Annotated in this window: 14 protein-coding genes; 7 read left to right on the top strand and 7 right to left on the bottom strand. The window is 69.4% G+C overall.

Annotated elements, in window-relative coordinates; genetic code table 11:
- Window positions 1-39: 39 nt before the first annotated feature.
- The 5 genes from ABIA35_RS15105 to ABIA35_RS15125 form a co-directional block, all read right to left on the bottom strand.
- A complete protein-coding gene (locus ABIA35_RS15105) occupies window positions 40-846 on the bottom strand; it encodes an ABC transporter permease (RefSeq protein ID WP_370346472.1) in 807 nt (268 codons plus the stop codon).
- The gene (locus ABIA35_RS15110; RefSeq protein ID WP_370358291.1) at window positions 846-1,805 is read right to left on the bottom strand and encodes an ABC transporter permease; all 960 of its coding nucleotides are present in this window, start codon (window positions 1,803-1,805) and stop codon (window positions 846-848) included. Before ABIA35_RS15110 ends, ABIA35_RS15105 begins: the two co-directional genes overlap by 1 nt.
- The gene (locus tag ABIA35_RS15115; protein WP_370346476.1) at window positions 1,802-2,965 is read right to left on the bottom strand and encodes an ABC transporter ATP-binding protein; all 1,164 of its coding nucleotides are present in this window, start codon (window positions 2,963-2,965) and stop codon (window positions 1,802-1,804) included. Before ABIA35_RS15115 ends, ABIA35_RS15110 begins: the two co-directional genes overlap by 4 nt.
- A 65-nt stretch (window positions 2,966-3,030) precedes the next feature.
- Complete coding sequence (locus ABIA35_RS15120) at window positions 3,031-4,317, bottom strand: spermidine/putrescine ABC transporter substrate-binding protein (protein WP_370346478.1); 1,287 nt, start codon at window positions 4,315-4,317, stop codon at window positions 3,031-3,033.
- Window positions 4,318-4,379: 62 nt separating this feature from the next.
- A complete protein-coding gene (locus tag ABIA35_RS15125; protein ID WP_370346480.1) occupies window positions 4,380-5,855 on the bottom strand; it encodes a gamma-aminobutyraldehyde dehydrogenase in 1,476 nt (491 codons plus the stop codon).
- Window positions 5,856-6,347: 492 nt separating this feature from the next.
- Here ABIA35_RS15125 and ABIA35_RS15130 point away from each other — a divergent pair, with 492 nt between their 5' ends.
- The 7 genes from ABIA35_RS15130 to ABIA35_RS15160 all read left to right on the top strand — a co-directional run bounded on the left by ABIA35_RS15130 (window position 6,348) and on the right by ABIA35_RS15160 (window position 13,420).
- The gene (locus ABIA35_RS15130; RefSeq protein WP_370346596.1) at window positions 6,348-7,997 is read left to right on the top strand and encodes a PucR family transcriptional regulator; all 1,650 of its coding nucleotides are present in this window, start codon (window positions 6,348-6,350) and stop codon (window positions 7,995-7,997) included.
- Window positions 7,994-8,620 carry a class I SAM-dependent methyltransferase gene (locus ABIA35_RS15135; protein WP_370358292.1) on the top strand — a complete coding sequence of 209 codons (627 nt, stop codon included), beginning with the start codon at window positions 7,994-7,996 and terminating at the stop codon, window positions 8,618-8,620. The genes ABIA35_RS15130 and ABIA35_RS15135 overlap by 4 nt, the downstream gene beginning before the upstream one ends.
- A 70-nt stretch (window positions 8,621-8,690) precedes the next feature.
- Entirely contained in the window at window positions 8,691-9,188 is a 498-nt protein-coding gene (locus ABIA35_RS15140) for a peroxiredoxin (RefSeq protein ID WP_370346484.1), read from the top strand.
- Window positions 9,189-9,243: 55 nt separating this feature from the next.
- On the top strand, window positions 9,244-9,741 hold the full coding sequence (locus ABIA35_RS15145; protein WP_370346486.1) for an NUDIX hydrolase: 498 nt from the start codon (window positions 9,244-9,246) through the stop codon (window positions 9,739-9,741).
- A gap of 13 nt (window positions 9,742-9,754) precedes the next feature.
- Window positions 9,755-10,537, top strand: coding sequence for an NAD-dependent deacetylase (locus tag ABIA35_RS15150; RefSeq protein WP_370358293.1), 783 nt, complete (start codon window positions 9,755-9,757; stop codon window positions 10,535-10,537).
- A gap of 43 nt (window positions 10,538-10,580) precedes the next feature.
- Window positions 10,581-11,459, top strand: a complete 879-nt coding sequence (locus tag ABIA35_RS15155) for a helix-turn-helix domain-containing protein (protein WP_370358294.1) — start codon at window positions 10,581-10,583, stop codon at window positions 11,457-11,459.
- A 92-nt stretch (window positions 11,460-11,551) separates the two neighbouring features.
- Window positions 11,552-13,420: a beta-galactosidase family protein gene (locus tag ABIA35_RS15160; protein WP_370358295.1), complete on the top strand. Its 1,869-nt coding sequence runs from the start codon at window positions 11,552-11,554 to the stop codon at window positions 13,418-13,420.
- Between the two features lie 7 nt (window positions 13,421-13,427).
- On the opposite strand, the gene ABIA35_RS15165 is transcribed toward ABIA35_RS15160, so the two are convergent.
- Together ABIA35_RS15165 and ABIA35_RS15170 are read right to left on the bottom strand one after the other, a co-directional pair.
- Window positions 13,428-14,318 (bottom strand): ABC transporter permease, encoded by an 891-nt coding sequence (locus tag ABIA35_RS15165; RefSeq protein ID WP_370358296.1) that lies wholly within the window; start codon window positions 14,316-14,318, stop codon window positions 13,428-13,430.
- Window positions 14,315-15,232 carry an ATP-binding cassette domain-containing protein gene (locus tag ABIA35_RS15170; RefSeq protein WP_370358297.1) on the bottom strand — a complete coding sequence of 306 codons (918 nt, stop codon included), beginning with the start codon at window positions 15,230-15,232 and terminating at the stop codon, window positions 14,315-14,317. The genes ABIA35_RS15165 and ABIA35_RS15170 overlap by 4 nt, the downstream gene beginning before the upstream one ends.
- Between the last annotated feature and the right edge of the window lie 52 nt (window positions 15,233-15,284).

A 15,284-nucleotide genomic window follows, 5' to 3' on the forward strand; every position in this document is an offset into this window, starting at 1 on the left:
TATGGATGGATTGTACTGATTAACAGTGCTCTATGACTCTTAGCGAGCCTTAGAAGTCTTCAGCCACTTCGGCACCTCGGCCACCGCGATCCCGGCCAGCGTGACGATGAGCATCAGCGAGCCGATCACGTTGACCTGCGGCGGGATGCCCTTCTGCACGGCGTTCCAGATCCAGTACGGGAAGGTCACCGAGTTGCCCGCGGTCATCTCCGTGATGATGAAGTCGTCGAAGCTCAGCGCGAACGACAGCAGCGCCGCCGCCCCGATCCCCGGCGCCACCAACGGGAACGTCACCCGCCAGAAGGTCTGCCACGGCGTGGCGTACAGGTCCTGCGCCGCCTTCTCCAGCATCGGGTCCATGCCGTTGAGCCGGGACTTCACCGTGATCACCACGTAGCTGACGCAGAACATGATGTGCGCGATGAGGATCGACTTGAAGCCGAGGAAGTCCACGCCGAAGGTGTTCAGGAACAACGCCAGAAGCGTGGTGCCCATGACGATCTCGGGTGCCGCCATCGGCAGGAACAGCACGCTGTTGACGAACCCGCGGCCCTTGAAGCTGTGCCGCACGATCGCGAACGCGATCATCGTGCCCAGGATCGTCGCGACCAGCGTGGCCAGCAGCGCGATCTCCAGCGAGAGCATCAGCGGGTCGTGCAGGATGCCGTCGTCGAGCGGGTTCTTCCACGCGTCGAAGGAGAACTTCTCCCACTTCACGTTGTACTTGCCGGACGGCTTGTTGAACGACATCCACACGACGACGAAGTTCGGGACCAGCAGGAAGAAGAAGATCAGGAAAGCGACGATCGCGATGACGTGCTTGCGGAACCAATTGATGACAGCCATCAGACGATCTCCTCCGTCCCGGCCTTCTTGATGTACGCCAGGGTGATCACCAGCGTGCCGACCATCAGCATCACCGACAGGGCCGCGCCATAGGGGATGTTGCCGCCGGTGCCGATCATCTGCTGCTCGATCACGGTGCCGATGACCTTCGTCTTCGGCCCGCCGAGCATCACGGCGTTGGTGTAGTCGCCGACCGCCGGGATGAACGTCAGCAGCGTGCCGCCTACGATGCCGGGCAGCGCCAGCGGGAACGTCACCTTGCGGAACGTGGCCCACGCCGAGGCGTACAGGTCCTGGCCGGCCTCGTGCAGCCGCGGGTCGATCTTCTCCATCGCGGTGTAGATCGGCAGCACCGTGAACGGCAGGAAGTTGTAGACCATGCCGCAGACCACCGAGAAGGGCGTCTGCAGCACGCTGTTGCTGGAGTACGTCCAGCCCATCCCGCTCAGCAGCGGCGTGATGTGCAGCGTGTTCATCGTGTGCACCACCCAGCCGTCGTCGGCCAGGATCGTCTTCCAGGCCAGCGTGCGGATCAGGTAGCTGGTGAAGAACGGCGCGACCACCAGGGCCATCAGCAGGTTCTTCCAGCGCCCGGCCTTGAAGGCGATGAAGTAGGCCAGCGGGAGCGCCAGGATCAGGCAGAACACGGTGCACATCACCGAGTACTCCAGCGACCGGATGATCTGCTGGTGCCACTGGCTCCAGACGTCGCCGAAGTTGGCCCAGCGCCAGCTGAGCACGAACCCGGTGTCCATGTCGCCGGTCTCGACCGAGGTCGAGACGATCGACCACATCGGCACGATGAAGAAGACGACCAGCCAGATGATGCCCGGCGCCAGCAGCAGGTAGGGCAGACTCGCCCGGCGCCGCAGCACTCGCTTGTCAGCCCGCCGTTCGGCGTCGGTGACGCCGGGGACCAGTTCGTCGACGACCTCGGCGGCCGCGGGAGGCGCGGTCACGAGGCGGCCTCCAGGTCCGCCTCCGCGCCGGCGTCGATGTCCTGCTTGCCGTCCAGGCCGAAGCCCTGCGACGGGTCCCAGGACACGACGACCTCCGAGCCCGGGCGGAAGATCTGCGCGCCGTCGTTCTGCACGAACACGCCGAGCTCGTCGCAACCGTTTGCCTTGACGATGTACTGCGTGGACACGCCGACGAAGCTGGTGTCGACCACCACGCCGCCGGTGAGCACGTTGCGGCCGTCCGGCACCTCCTCGGCGGAGGCGTGGATCGACACCTTCTCCGGTCGTACCCCGACGATGACCTCCTCGCCGGAGGCGTGGTTGCGCGCGGCCGGGATGAGCACGCGGGTGCCGTCCTCCAGCACGCACTGGACGTGCTCCCCGACCGTCCCGGACGTCTTGCCGGGCAACAGGTTCGACTGCCCGAGGAAGTTCGCCACGAAAGTCGTCTTCGGGTTCTCGTACAAGTCGGTCGGCGAGCCGAGCTGCTCGACCCGGCCGTGGTTCATCACCGCGATGGTGTCGGCCATGGTCATGGCCTCCTCCTGGTCGTGCGTGACGTGCACGAAGGTCAGGCCCACCTCGGTCTGGATGCGCTTGAGCTCGATCTGCATCTGCCGGCGCAGCTTCAGGTCCAGCGCGCCCAGCGGCTCGTCCAGCAGCAGCACCTGCGGCTGGTTGATCAGCGCCCGGCCGAGCGCGACGCGCTGCTGCTGGCCGCCGGAGAGCTGGTTGGGCTTGCGCGCGCCGATGTGCGAGAGCTCGATCAGGTCGAGCATGTCCTGCACGGGCTTGCGGACGTCCTTGACGCCGCGCCGCTTGAGGCCGAAGGCGATGTTGTCCGCGATGGTCAGGTGCGGGAACAGCGCGTAGTTCTGGAAGACCGTGTTCACCGGGCGCTTGTAGGGCCGCAGCCGGGTGATGTCGTGGTCGCCGATCAGGACGCGGCCGGCGGTCGGCTCCTCCAGACCCGACACCATGCGCAGCGTCGTGGTCTTGCCGCAGCCGGACGCGCCGAGCAGCGCGAAGAACGAGCCCTGCGGGATCGTCAGTGTCAGATCCTGCACAGCGGCGAAGTCGCCGAAGCGCTTGGTGACGTTCACCAGCCTCAGGTCTCCGGCCACGCCGCCGGCGGCCAGGGTGTCTGTGTTCTTGCTCATCTACCGCTGCCTGCCTGTCATGCCATCGGGGAGGGGATTCGGAAGGGGGAGGGAGAGGACCGGCATCAGCCGGTGACGTCCTTGAACTGCGAGACGTACTTGTCGAGGGTCTTCAGGTCCAGGTTCTGGAACTCGTGGGCCTTGGCCTTGGTGGCCGCGTCCGGGAAGATCAGCTGGTTCTGCAGCGCGGCCTTGTCGATGTCCTGCATCGCGGTGTCCGCGCCCTGCATCGAGGGGATGTAGCTGATGTAGTCGTCCAGCGCGGCGCCGACCTTGGGCTCGAGCATGTAGTTCATGAACTTCTCGGCGTTGGTCTTGTGGGAGGCCATGGCCGGGATGCACATGTTGTCGGTGAACCAGAGCATGCCCTCCTGGGGCACCACCCAGACGATGTTCGGGTCGCCGATCTGCGCGATGTCGCCGGAGTACGCCATGCACATGGCGTAGTTCCCGTTGGTCAGGTCGTTGATGTAGTCGTTGCCGGTGAACTGCCGGATCTGGTTGTTGTCGCGGGCCTTCTGGATGTAGGCCACGGCGGCGCTGAACTGGTCGTCGGTGAACTTCGCCGGGTCGGCCCCGGTGGCCAGCAGGCCGAAGCCGACGCCGTCCTCCATCTCGGAGAAGTAGCCGACCTTCCCCTTGTACTTGGTGTCGGTCATCATGTCCTTGATGGACAGCTGCTGCGCCTGGGCCGCGGTCAGGCCCGCGGACTTCAGGTTGACGCCCATCAGGGTGAAGCCCAGCGCCCACGGCACGGTGTGCTTGCGGTTCGGGTCGTACGCCGGGTTGGCCGCCTCGGGCAGCAGGTCCTTGAAGTTCGGGATGTTCGCCAGGTTCAGCGGCTCCAGGTAGCCCATCTGCCGGAGCTTGCCGATCATCCAGTCCGAGAGCACCATCAGGTCCCGGCCGGTGTCCTGGCCGGCGGCCAGCTGCTGGTGGATCTTGGCGAAGAAGTCGTCGTTGGAGTTGACGTCCTCGGTGTAGTTGACCGTGATCCCGGTCTCGGCCTTGAAGTTGTCCAGCGTCGGCCGCTTGTTCTTGTCGTTGGGGTCGACGTCGATGTAGGACACCCAGTTGGAGAAGTTGACGATCTTCTCGGCGTCGGACTTGTCGACGCCCGCCTTGCCCTCGGACGGGACGGCCGAAGACGAGCCCGAGCCCGCGCCGGCGCCGGAGGAGGCGGCCTTGGTCTTCGTGGCGCACGCGCCGAGCAGGCCGGCCGCGCCCACACCGAGGCCGGCGGCCAGGAAGCCCCGGCGCGAGGCCGCGCCGCCGAGCTGGCGCTTGAAGGCCTCGGGAAAACGGCCGGCAGCGTCGAGGAACTCGTCGCGGGCCCGGGATATGTCGTTCATGCGATGGTCCGTCCTATCACCTGTGGGGCTGGAATGCGGCGGTTGGTGCGGTGGCAGGTGTTTCAGAGCTCGAAGATGGTCCGGTGCCAGGGCTTGCGGGCCACTCCGGTGAGGTCGTGCATGGTGTGCTTGACCTGCGTGTACTCCTCGAAGGAGTAGGACGACATGTCCTTGCCGAACCCGGAGGCCTTGTAGCCCCCGTGCGGCATCTCGCTGATGATCGGGATGTGGTCGTTGACCCACACGCAGCCGGCGGCGATCTCCCGCACGGCGCGCAGCGCGCGGTGGTGGTCCCGGGTCCACGCCGAGGCGGCCAGGCCGTAGGGCGTGTCGTTGGCCAGCTCGAAGGCCTGCTCGTCGGTGTCGAACGGCAGCGCCGCGAGCACCGGCCCGAAGACCTCGTCGCGCACGATCTCGGAGTCCTGCGCGACCCCGGTGACCAGGGTCGGCCGGTAGTACGCACCGGAGGCCAGCGCGCCGCCGGGGGCTTCGCCGCCGACCACGATGTTCGCGCCGTAGGCCCGGGCGCGGTCCACGAAGCCGGCCACGCTGTCGCGCTGCTTGTAAGAGACGAGAGGACCGAGGTCGGTCGCGGTGTCGAACGGGTCGCCGAGCTTCACCTGCGCGTAGAGGTCCGCGACCCCGGCCACGAACTCGTCGAAACGGCTGCGGTGCACGTATGCGCGGGTCGCCGCGGTGCAGTCCTGGCCGGTGTTGATCAGGGAGCCGGCGACGGCGCCGTGGATCGCGGCCTCCAGGTCGGCGTCGTCGAACACGACGAAGGGGGCCTTGCCGCCGAGTTCCAGGTGCACGCGCTTGACGGTGCGGGAGGCGAGCTCCATGACCCGCTTGCCGACCGGGGTGGAGCCGGTGAAGGACACCATCCGCACGTCCGGGTGCGTCATCAGCGCCTCGCCGGCCACCGGGCCGGTGCCGACGATCACGTTGACCACGCCGTCCGGGATCCCGGCGTCGGTACAGGCCTGCGCGAACAGCAGCGCGGTCAGCGGCGTGATCTCGGCGGGCTTGAGCACGATGGTGTTGCCGGCCGCGATCGCCGGCAGGATCTTCCAGGCCGCCATCTGCAGCGGGTAGTTCCACGGTGCGATCGAGGCGACCACGCCGATCGGCTCGCGCCGGACGGCGCTGGTGTGGTCGGCGGAGTACTCGCCCGCGGCCTTGCCCTCCAGGTGGCGCGCGGCACCGGCGAAGAACGCGGTGTTGTCCACGGTGCCGGGGACGTCGAAGCCGGTGGACAGCCGGATCGGCTTGCCGGTCTGGCGCGACTCGGTCTCGGCGAACTCCTGCGAGCGCTCGTCGAGCAGCTGCGCGAGCCGGTGCAGCGCCGCCGAGCGCTCGGCCGGGGTGGCCCTGCTCCATTCGGGGTACGCCCGCTTGGCCGCGTCCACGGCCGCGCCGGCGTCGCTCGCGTCACCGAGTACGAGGTCGGCGACTACGGAGCCGTCCGCCGGGTTCGTGACCTGATGCACGACTCCTGACGATCCGGTCCTCGGTCCCCCGCCGAAGTACTGGTGCACAACGTTCTCCCTTGACGGCTTGCAAACCTCCCGCAGGGAACACGGTCATCCGCGTTCGAGTGAGGATCGTTACAGACATCCAGCGGAGAAACAAGGGATTCCGTCGAAGAAAATGAATCTCGCAACGAAATCGCGACCTAGGCTTGGCCTGCGGAAACCGATCCCGCGTCGCCTCAGCTCGGCATCGATGCGACGCAATCCCTTGCGCGGCACGGGACGCACCTGGCAGGGTGCCTCGGCAATGCGGTCGTTCTGAACACAGTGCAAACAACAGCGCAAACAACAATGGGTTAAGGACCTCGCACCACAGCCGCACCACCGTCCCACCACCGTCGCACCCCAGCCACGCCCCAGGCGTCCCGACGACACCACCGGCGCCATGAGCCCCGCACGTTCCCAGGAGCCACCGTGAGCAGCGCAGATCGCCCCGAACCGGCCGCCGAAGCCCAGGCCGCGGCCACGACCACGGCCGGAGCGGCGCGACCGGCCCCGATGTACACCACCCAGTACCCGACCGTGGGCGACGTCCTGCAGCTCGGCCCGGTCAAGCAGGGCGGGCCGCGGGTGGTGGCCGGCGCCGCCGGGCTGGACCGCATGGTCCGCTGGGTGCACGTCACCGAGCTGGTCGACGTCGGCACCATCCTGCGCGGCGGCGAGCTGGTCCTGTCCACCGGCATCGCCTGGCCCGAGGACCGCGACCGGCTCGCCGACTTCGTCGCCGACCTGGCCAAGCTGGGAGCGGCCGGCCTGGTGCTGGAGCTGGGCCGCCGCTACACCGACAGCAGCCTGCCCAAGGCGCTGCTGGCCGCCGCCGAGAAGCACAGCCTGCCGGTGATCACCCTGGCGCTGGACACACGTTTCGTCACCATTACCGAAGCCGTGCACGGCTTGATCATCGACGCGCAGCTGGCCGAGCTGCGCGCCTCCGACGAGGTCCACCAGACCTTCACCGAGCTCGCCGTCGAGGGCGCCTCCCCGGATGAGGTGGTCCAGCAGATCGGCCGCATGTCCGGCTGCCCGGTGGTCCTGGAGAACCTGGCGCACCAGGTGCTCACCTACTCCCAGGCCGGCGCCGACCCCTCGGTCCTGCTCGACGGCTGGGAGGGCCGCTCCCGCTCGGTCCGGCCGACCACTGGCCGCACGACCTACGACGAGCGCTCCGGGTGGCTGACCACAGTGGTCGGCGCGCGCGGCCACGACTGGGGCCGCCTGGTCCTGATCTGCAACGACCCGGCCCCGGTCCCCCGGCTGTCCATGCTGCTGGAGCGCGCCGCCGCGACCCTGGCCCTGAACCGCCTGGTCGAGCGGGACCGGGACTCCCTGGAGCGGCAGACGCACCGGACCCTGCTGACCGCCATCCTGTCCCACGGCCAGCCGGCCTCGGAGGTGGCGCTGCGGGCCCGGGCGCTCGGCGTCACCCTCGACGGCCGCCGGCTGGTCGGCGTGGTGCTGCGGCTGCGCACCGCCGCGCACCCCACGGCCCTGGAGACGCAGGCCCGGCTGCGCGAGCTGACCGACCAGGCCGCCGCGGCGATCCGCGACCGCCGCCTGTCCGCGCTGATCGGCACCCTGGACGAGCACAGCGTGGGCCTGCTGTTGGCCCTGGGCCCGCAGGACCGCGAGGACGCCGCCCTGGACGGCTTCGCCGAGCGGGTCCGGCGCCTGGTGGAGCGCCCGACCTCGCCGTCGTCGGCGGACGGCTACGTCATCGCGGTCGGCACCTCGGTCGGCGCGGTGCGCGACGCGCGCCGCTCGCTGCTGGAGGCGGTGCAGGTCGCGGACGCGGCGGTGCGCCAGCCCGCGAGCCAGGCGCCGTACCACCGGCTGGTGGACGTCCGGCTGCGCGGCCTGCTGCACCTGCTGCGCGACGACGCGCGCCTGCAGACCTTCGTGGAGCGCGAGCTCGGGCCGCTGCTGGCGTACGACGCCGAGCGCGGCACGGACCTGGTCAGGATGCTGACGGTGTATGTGGACTCGGGCCGCAACAAGTCGGCGGCGGCCGACGCGGCGCACCTGTCGCGGCCGTCGTTCTACGAGCGGCTGCACCGGATCGAGCGGATCCTGTCGGTGGACCTGGACTCGGTGGAGTCGTGTTTGGCGTTGCACGTGGCGCTGCTGGCCCTGGAAGCTATCAGGCCATGACAGAAGAAGAGCCTTACGACGGAGTCGCCGAGCTCTACGCCGAGAAGTTCAGCGACAGCCTTTCAAGCTTCCCGCTGGAGCGCGGCCTGCTCACCGCCTTCGCCGAGCTGGCGAAGGCGGTCGGCGGACCGGTCGCGGACCTGGGTTGCGGGCCCGGATACGTCACCGCGCACCTGAACTCGCTGGGGCTGGACGCGTTCGGCGTCGACATGTCCTCGGGCATGCTCGCCCAGGCCCGGGCCCGGCATCCGGAGCTGCGGTTCGAGCTCGGATCCATGGCCGCGCTGGACATCGCCGACGCGTCGATGAGCGGCATCCTCTCCCGCTACTCGATCATCCATACCGCGCCGGACGACGTCCCGGCGGTCCTCGCCGAGTTCCACAGGATTCTGATCCCCGGCGGCCACGCGTTCATCAGCTTCCTGGGCGGCGACGACGCCTCGCAGCCGACCGCTTCCTATGACCACACCGTCGTCACCGCCTACCGCTGGTGGCCGGACCATTTCAGCGCCCTGCTGCACGACGCCGGCCTGGAAGAGGTGGGCCGTCTGATCGAGCGCGCGGCCCCCGACGCGAAGCGGCCCTTCCCGATGGTGAATCTGGTCGCGCGGCGGGAGAACTGATTCAGGGGGTGATGGGCCATGCTGGATACCGACAGGTAACTTCGGCCCACCCACGAAGGGCACGACCTCCATGGCCTCCACCCCCGAAATCGGCGCCCCCGCCCCCGACTTCACGCTGCCGGGCATCGTCCTGTCCGGTGCTGGAACCGGCACCGGCACCGGCACCGAGCGCCGCGACTTCACGCTGTCGGCGAGCCGCGGCAAGCCGATCGTGCTGGCCTTCTACCCCGGCGACGACACCCCGGTGTGCACCAAGCAGATGTGCGCGTACAACAACGAGCTGGAGAAGTTCACCGGCATCGGCGCCGAGGTCTGGGGCATCAGCCCGCAGGATGTGGACAGCCACGAGAAGTTCGCGCTGCGGCACGGGCTCCAGCAGCCGCTGCTGGCCGACCCGGACAAGACCGTGATCCGCCAGTACGGCGTCGCGATGAAGGGCTTGGGCCTGAAGCGGTCCGTGTTCCTCGTCGACGCCGAAGGCGTGCTGCGGTGGAAGCACGTGGCGACGTTCGGCTTGATGTTCCAGTCGGTCGACACCCTCACGGAGCAGATCGCCGCACTGGCCTGATCGCGGCACCGGCCTGAGACCCTTGCCCGTCCGAGGCGCCGACTACCCTGAGGGCATGTCGCCGCCCGAAGGCCCGTACGCCCGCCGCACCGCCCGCGTCCTGCTGATGAACAAGGAGGACCGGGTACTGCTGTTCAAGTTCGGCAGCCGCAGGCGGCAGTTCGTCTGGCTGACGCCGGGCGGCGGCGTGGACGAGGGCGAGGCGCTGAACGCCGCGGCGGCCCGGGAGCTGCGCGAGGAGACCGGTCTGATCGCGACGCCGGAGGAGCTCGGCGAGGTGGTCGCGGTGACCGGCGGCTACGCGGATCTGGGCTGGGTCAAGGGGACCCTGCGCGAAGACTACTTCTTCCACCGCGTGGACACCGACGACATCGACATGAGCGGCTTCACCGACTACGAGCGCAAGTCCATCGCCGAGCACCGGTGGTGGTCGGTGGCGGACCTGGAAGCCGCCGCCGACCACGTGGTGCCCTGGGGCCTGGCGCCGCTGCTGGCCTCGATCCTGCGGGACGGGCTGCCGGAAAATCTCGTCGAACTGCCGTGGCATCACTGACTACGCTTTTTCCATGACCACCGACTGGCGCGGCCGGACCGGCCCGATCGGCATGCTCACCGGCGCGGGCATCAGCACCGACTCCGGCATCCCGGACTTCCGCGGGCCCAAGGGCGTGTGGACCAAGGACCCGATCGCCGAACTGCTGTCGACCTACCAGAACTACGTCGCCGACCCCGAGCTGCGCGAGCGCTCCTGGATCGCGCGGCGGGACAACCCGGCGCGCGGCGCCGAGCCGAACGCGGCGCACAAGGCGCTGGCCGAGCTGGAGCACTCGGGGCGGGCCGTACGGATCATCACGCAGAACATCGACCGGCTGCACCAGAAGGGCGGCTCCTCGCCCCGCAAGGTGATCGAGATCCACGGGAACATGTCCGACGTGGTCTGCGTCGGCTGCACCTACCACTCCACGATGGACGCGACGCTGGAGCGGGTGGCCGCAGGCGAGGCGGACCCGCCGTGCCCGGTCTGCGGCGGCATCCTGAAGGCGGCGACCATCATGTTCGGCCAGAAACTGGACCCGAAGACGCTGTGGCAGGCCGAGCAGGTCGCCGAGAACTCCGCGATCTTCCTGGCGATCGGCACCTCGCTGGGGGTCCAGCCGGCCGCCTCGCTGTGCGAGGTGGCCGTGGGCAACGGCGCCGACCTGGTGATCGTCAACAACGAGCCGACCCCGTACGACCACCTGGCCACCGAGGTGATCCGCGACCCGATCGGCGAGGCGGTCCCGCGGATCGTCGCCGACCTGATCGCGGCCGGCACCGAGAACGGGACGTCATCGGAATCCGCACGTTAACCACGGATTGACGCGGGGTTTCGCACGCCGGAGCATATGACCCGTGAGTGCGCCCCGGGACGACGAGCCGACGGCCGCCGGGGAGGAGCCCTGGCACCCGCCGGTCTCGGAGTACGCCGTCTACATGACGCCGGCCGAGGAGCACCGCCGCCTCGGCCTGGCGCTGTACGGCGCCGGCTGGCACACCATCGCCGAACACGGCATCCGCTGGGACGCACGCGTCCTGAACTGCTACGCGCTGCACCTGGTGACCCGCGGCTCGGGCTGGATCGAATGGGGCGACCGCCCGCGCACCCGCCTGCCGATCAAAGCCCCGGCGGCCTTCTGGCTCTTCCCCGGCCTGGTCCACTCCTACCAACCCGACGCCGGCGGCTGGACCATCACCTGGGCCCTGTTCGACGGCCCGGCGGCGGCCGGCTACGAAGGCCTGGACTTCCTCTCCCGCTCCTCCCCGGTGGTCCCCCTCGGCGACGCCCGCCCGGTCCGCGAGCTCTTCCGCGAACTCCTCACCGTGGTCCGCACCGCCGGCCCGCACTACGAAGTCTCGGCCGGCATCCTGGTACACCGCCTGATCACCGCGGTCCGCGACAACGGCCCGGGCCTGCGCGAATCGCGCGCGGTCCGCGCCCTCACCGAGCACGCCACCGACCCCGTCGCACTCCAGGACCACGCCACGCGCCTCGGCCTGACCGTCACGCAACTGCGCGAGGAAGTGCGACTGGCGACCGGCTCGACGCCGAAGGAGTACATCCTGCGTGTCCGGCTGTCCAAGGCGAAGGACCTGCTGGCCGCGACGGACCAGAGCGTGGTGCAGGTGGCGCGCGCCGTCGGGTACGACGATCCGGCGTACTTCACGCGGTTGTTCACACAGCGGGTCGGATTGTCGCCGACGATGTTCCGGCGGAGTTCGCTGTCGGCGTAGGGGCTCCCGGGCCTCGCCTGTCCCACAAATATCCAAGAACCCCTCACCAAGATCCATGGCCGCCCGCCCCCGGCGGCCCCGATCATCGGTTGGTGGCACACGAGCGCTTACTGACCATCGACGGCGGCAGGTTCCTGCGGGGCGGCCGGGAGCATCGGATCGTCTCGGCGGCGATTCACTACTTCCGGATTCATCCGGAGCTGTGGCGGGACCGGTTGGAGCGGTTGCGTGCCATGGGGTGCAACACCGTCGAGTGCTACATCGCGTGGAACTTCCACCAGCCGACGCCGGAGCCGGGGCGCTTCGACGGGTGGCGGGACGTCGCCGGGTTCATTCGGCTGGCCGGGGAGCTCGGGTTCGACGTCATCGCACGTCCGGGTCCTTATATCTGCGCGGAGTGGGACTTCGGCGGGTTGCCGGCGTGGTTGCTGGCCGATGAGAACGTGCGGCTGCGCACCACCGATCCGGTCTATCTGGCGGCCGTGGACCAGTGGTTCGACCAGCTGATTCCGGTGCTGGCGGAGTTGCAGGTCACGCGGGGCGGACCGGTGGTGGCGGTGCAGGTCGAGAACGAGTACGGCAGCTTCGGTGCCGATCCCGACTACCTCGACCACCTTCGCAAGGGCCTGATCGGGCGCGGTGTGGACACGCTGCTGTTCACCTCCGACGGCCCGCGGGAGCTGATGCTGGCCGGCGGCGCGGTGCCGGACGTGCTGGCCACCGTGAACTTCGGATCGCGCGCCGGCGAGGGATTCGAGACCCTGCGCCGCGTGCGGCCGGACGACCCGCCGGTCTGCATGGAGTACTGGAACGGCTGGTTCGACCACTTCGGCGAGCCGCACCACACCCGCACCCCGGAGGACGCCGCGCGCTCCCTGGACGAGATCCTCGCGGCCGGCGGCTCGGTCAACTTCTACATGGGACACGGCGGCACCAACTTCGGGTTCTGGGCCGGCGCCAACCACTCCGGCGTGCTGAGCGGCGACGCCGGATATCAGCCCACGATCACCAGCTACGACTACGACGCGCCGGTCGGCGAGGCCGGCGAGCTGACGCCGAAGTTCCACCTCTTCCGCGAGGTCATCGGCCGCTACATCGAGCTGCCGGAGACGGACCGGCCCGGGACGGACATGCCCGAGACGAACCTGCCCGCTCCCCTGCCTCGGGTAGCGCCGCAAACCGTTGCCGGGCCCCGGATCGCCGCCCTGCGCGACCGCCTGGACGTGCTCGCGACGGACCCGGTGCGCCGCCCCACACCGGAACCGATCGAGAAGCTCGGCCACTCCTTCGGCCTGGTCCACTACCGCCGCCGCCTCGACGGCCCCGCGCGCGCCCACACGCTGCGCATCGAGGGCGTCCGCGACCTCGCGCAGGTCTTCGCGGACGGCAAGCTGCTCGGGAGGTTGGAGCGTGACAAGCCCGAGCAGACGCTGGATCTCCAGATCCCGGACGGGGGCCTGGATCTGGAGATCCTCGTCGAGCCGCTGGGCCGGGTGAACTACGGCCCGCACCTGGCCGATCGCAAGGGCCTGATCGGCGGCGTGCGGCTGGACCACCAGTTCCAGTTCGGCTGGGAGCACCGGGTGCTGCCGCTGGAGGATCTGGCCGGGCTGGCGGGGCTGGCGGGGCTGGGACCCGACGACAATCAGGACCCTGCAACCGCCGGACCCGCCTTCCACCGCGCCACGGTCAGCCTCCCCGAGCCCGCCGACGCGTTCCTCGCCGTCCCCTCCACGGCGCGGAGCCTGGTCTGGCTCAACGGATTCCTGCTCGGACGGCTGTGGGACCGGGGCCCGCAGGTCACGCTCTACGCACCGGCGCCGCTGTGGCAGGCCGGCGAGAACGAGATCCTGGTGCTGGCCCTGGAGCCGGCCGACGGTACGCAGAGCCTTGAGATAGACATCCGCGACGAGCCCGATCTCGGCCCGCTCGCGGATCCCTACACCCACGCGGATTACTGAGCCCCGCTCAGGCATCCCGCTTCTTCACCACCACCAGCGCCACCACGCTCGAGATCACAGCCCAGCCCGCGAACACCAGCCAGGCGTGCAGGTGGCTGGCCGGCCACTTGCCATCGGTCTGGTTGAGGTCCTTCGCCCAGAACGTCAGCGTGCCCTCGGCGCTGCCGGGGAACAGGTGGCCGATCTCGTTCACCCAGCGGTACTTGTCACCGTTGAAGAAGGACGGCAGCAGGAACAGGAAGGCGACCACGGCCACGATCGAGGCCGTCGCGTTGCGGATCAGGGCCCCGAACAGCATGCCGACCAGCGCGCAGACCGGGACCACGAGGGTGTAGGCGGCGATGGCGATCTGGGCGTCGTGGTCGGTGATCGACAACCCGACGTGCCGGCTGGCGACCATCGCCTGGCCGCCGAGGAACGAGATCAGCGCGGCGGCGAAGGCCAGGACCGTGGTGATCCCGCACAGCACCGTGATCTTCGCCGTGACCACGCCCTCCCGCTTCGGGACCGCGGCGAAGGTCGTGCGGACCTGGCCGGTGGAGAACTCGCCGAACATCGTCAGCGCGCCGATCGCCGCCGCGCCGAGCATCATCAGCTGCACCGCGATATCGCTCAGCGACCGGAACAGCGGGTCGTAGTAGAAGTGGAAGTGGTAGCCGTTCGGCATGATCCCTTCGGGATGCGCCAGGTTCTGGTCCAGGTACGGCAAGTCGGAGCGGACGCCGTTGAGGTTGATGAACACGGTCGCGAGCGCCGCGGCCACCAGGACGAACCAGGTGGAGCGCAGCGAGGCGATCTTGATCCACTCCATGCGGCACAGGTCGCGGAAGCGCGGCTTCGGCTCGCCGGCGACGCGCGCGATGACAGGGGTCTGTGACGGTGCGGCCATGGTGCTCATCGGGCTTCTCCTGCGGCGTATTCGACGGAGTCGGCGGTCAGTTCCATGAACGCCTTCTCCAGCGAGGCGTTCTGGGTGGCCAGCTCGGCCAGCATGATCGTGTTCTGCCAGGCCAGCTCGCCGATCCGGGCCGCGGTCAGGCCCTGGACGGTCAGCCCGCCGGCGTCGGCATCGGCGGCCTGCACCGAGGCGCCCTCGGCGGTGAGGATCGCGGCCAGCGCGGCCGCCTCGGGGCTGCGCACCAGGACCGCGGGCTGCGAGCCGCGCCGCGAGAAGTCGGCCAGCGCCTCGTCCGCGATCAGCGCGCCGCGCCCGATCACCACCAGCCGCTCGGCGGTGTGCTCCATCTCGGACATCAGGTGGCTGGAGACGAACACCGTCCGACCCTCCTTGGCCAGGCGCTGGAACATCTCGCGCACCCAGCGCACGCCCTCGGGGTCCAGCCCGTTCAGCGGCTCGTCGAACAGCAGCACCGGCGGGTCGCCGAGCAGCGCGCCGGCGATGCCCAGCCGCTGCTTCATGCCCAGGGAGTAGCCGCCGATCCGCTTGCGCCCGGCCTCGGCCAGCCCGACCTCCTCCAGCACCTCCCCGACCCGCCGCAGCGGGATCCGGTTGCTGACGGCCAGCGATTTCAGGTGCGCCACGGCCGTACGTCCGCCGTGGATGTCCTGCGCGTCCAGCAGCGCGCCGACGTGGCGCAGCCCGCGAGGCCGGTCGGCGAAGCGCCGGCCGTCGATGGTGACCGTGCCGGAGGTCGGCGCGTTCAGGCCGAGGATCATACGAAGGGTCGTGGACTTGCCCGAACCGTTGGGGCCCAGGAAGCCGGTCACCGTCCCGGAGCGGACGGTCACGGTCAGGTGGTCAACGGCTGTCTTGTCGCCGTAGCGCTTGGTGAGGTCGGTCAGCTCGATCATGGGATTCAGACTGGCGGGACGGCATGTAGACGGGCATCGGCCGGGGAGCCGC

The organism is Catenulispora sp. MAP12-49 (assembly GCF_041262705.1).
Classification (GTDB): Bacteria; Actinomycetota; Actinomycetes; order Streptomycetales; family Catenulisporaceae; genus Catenulispora.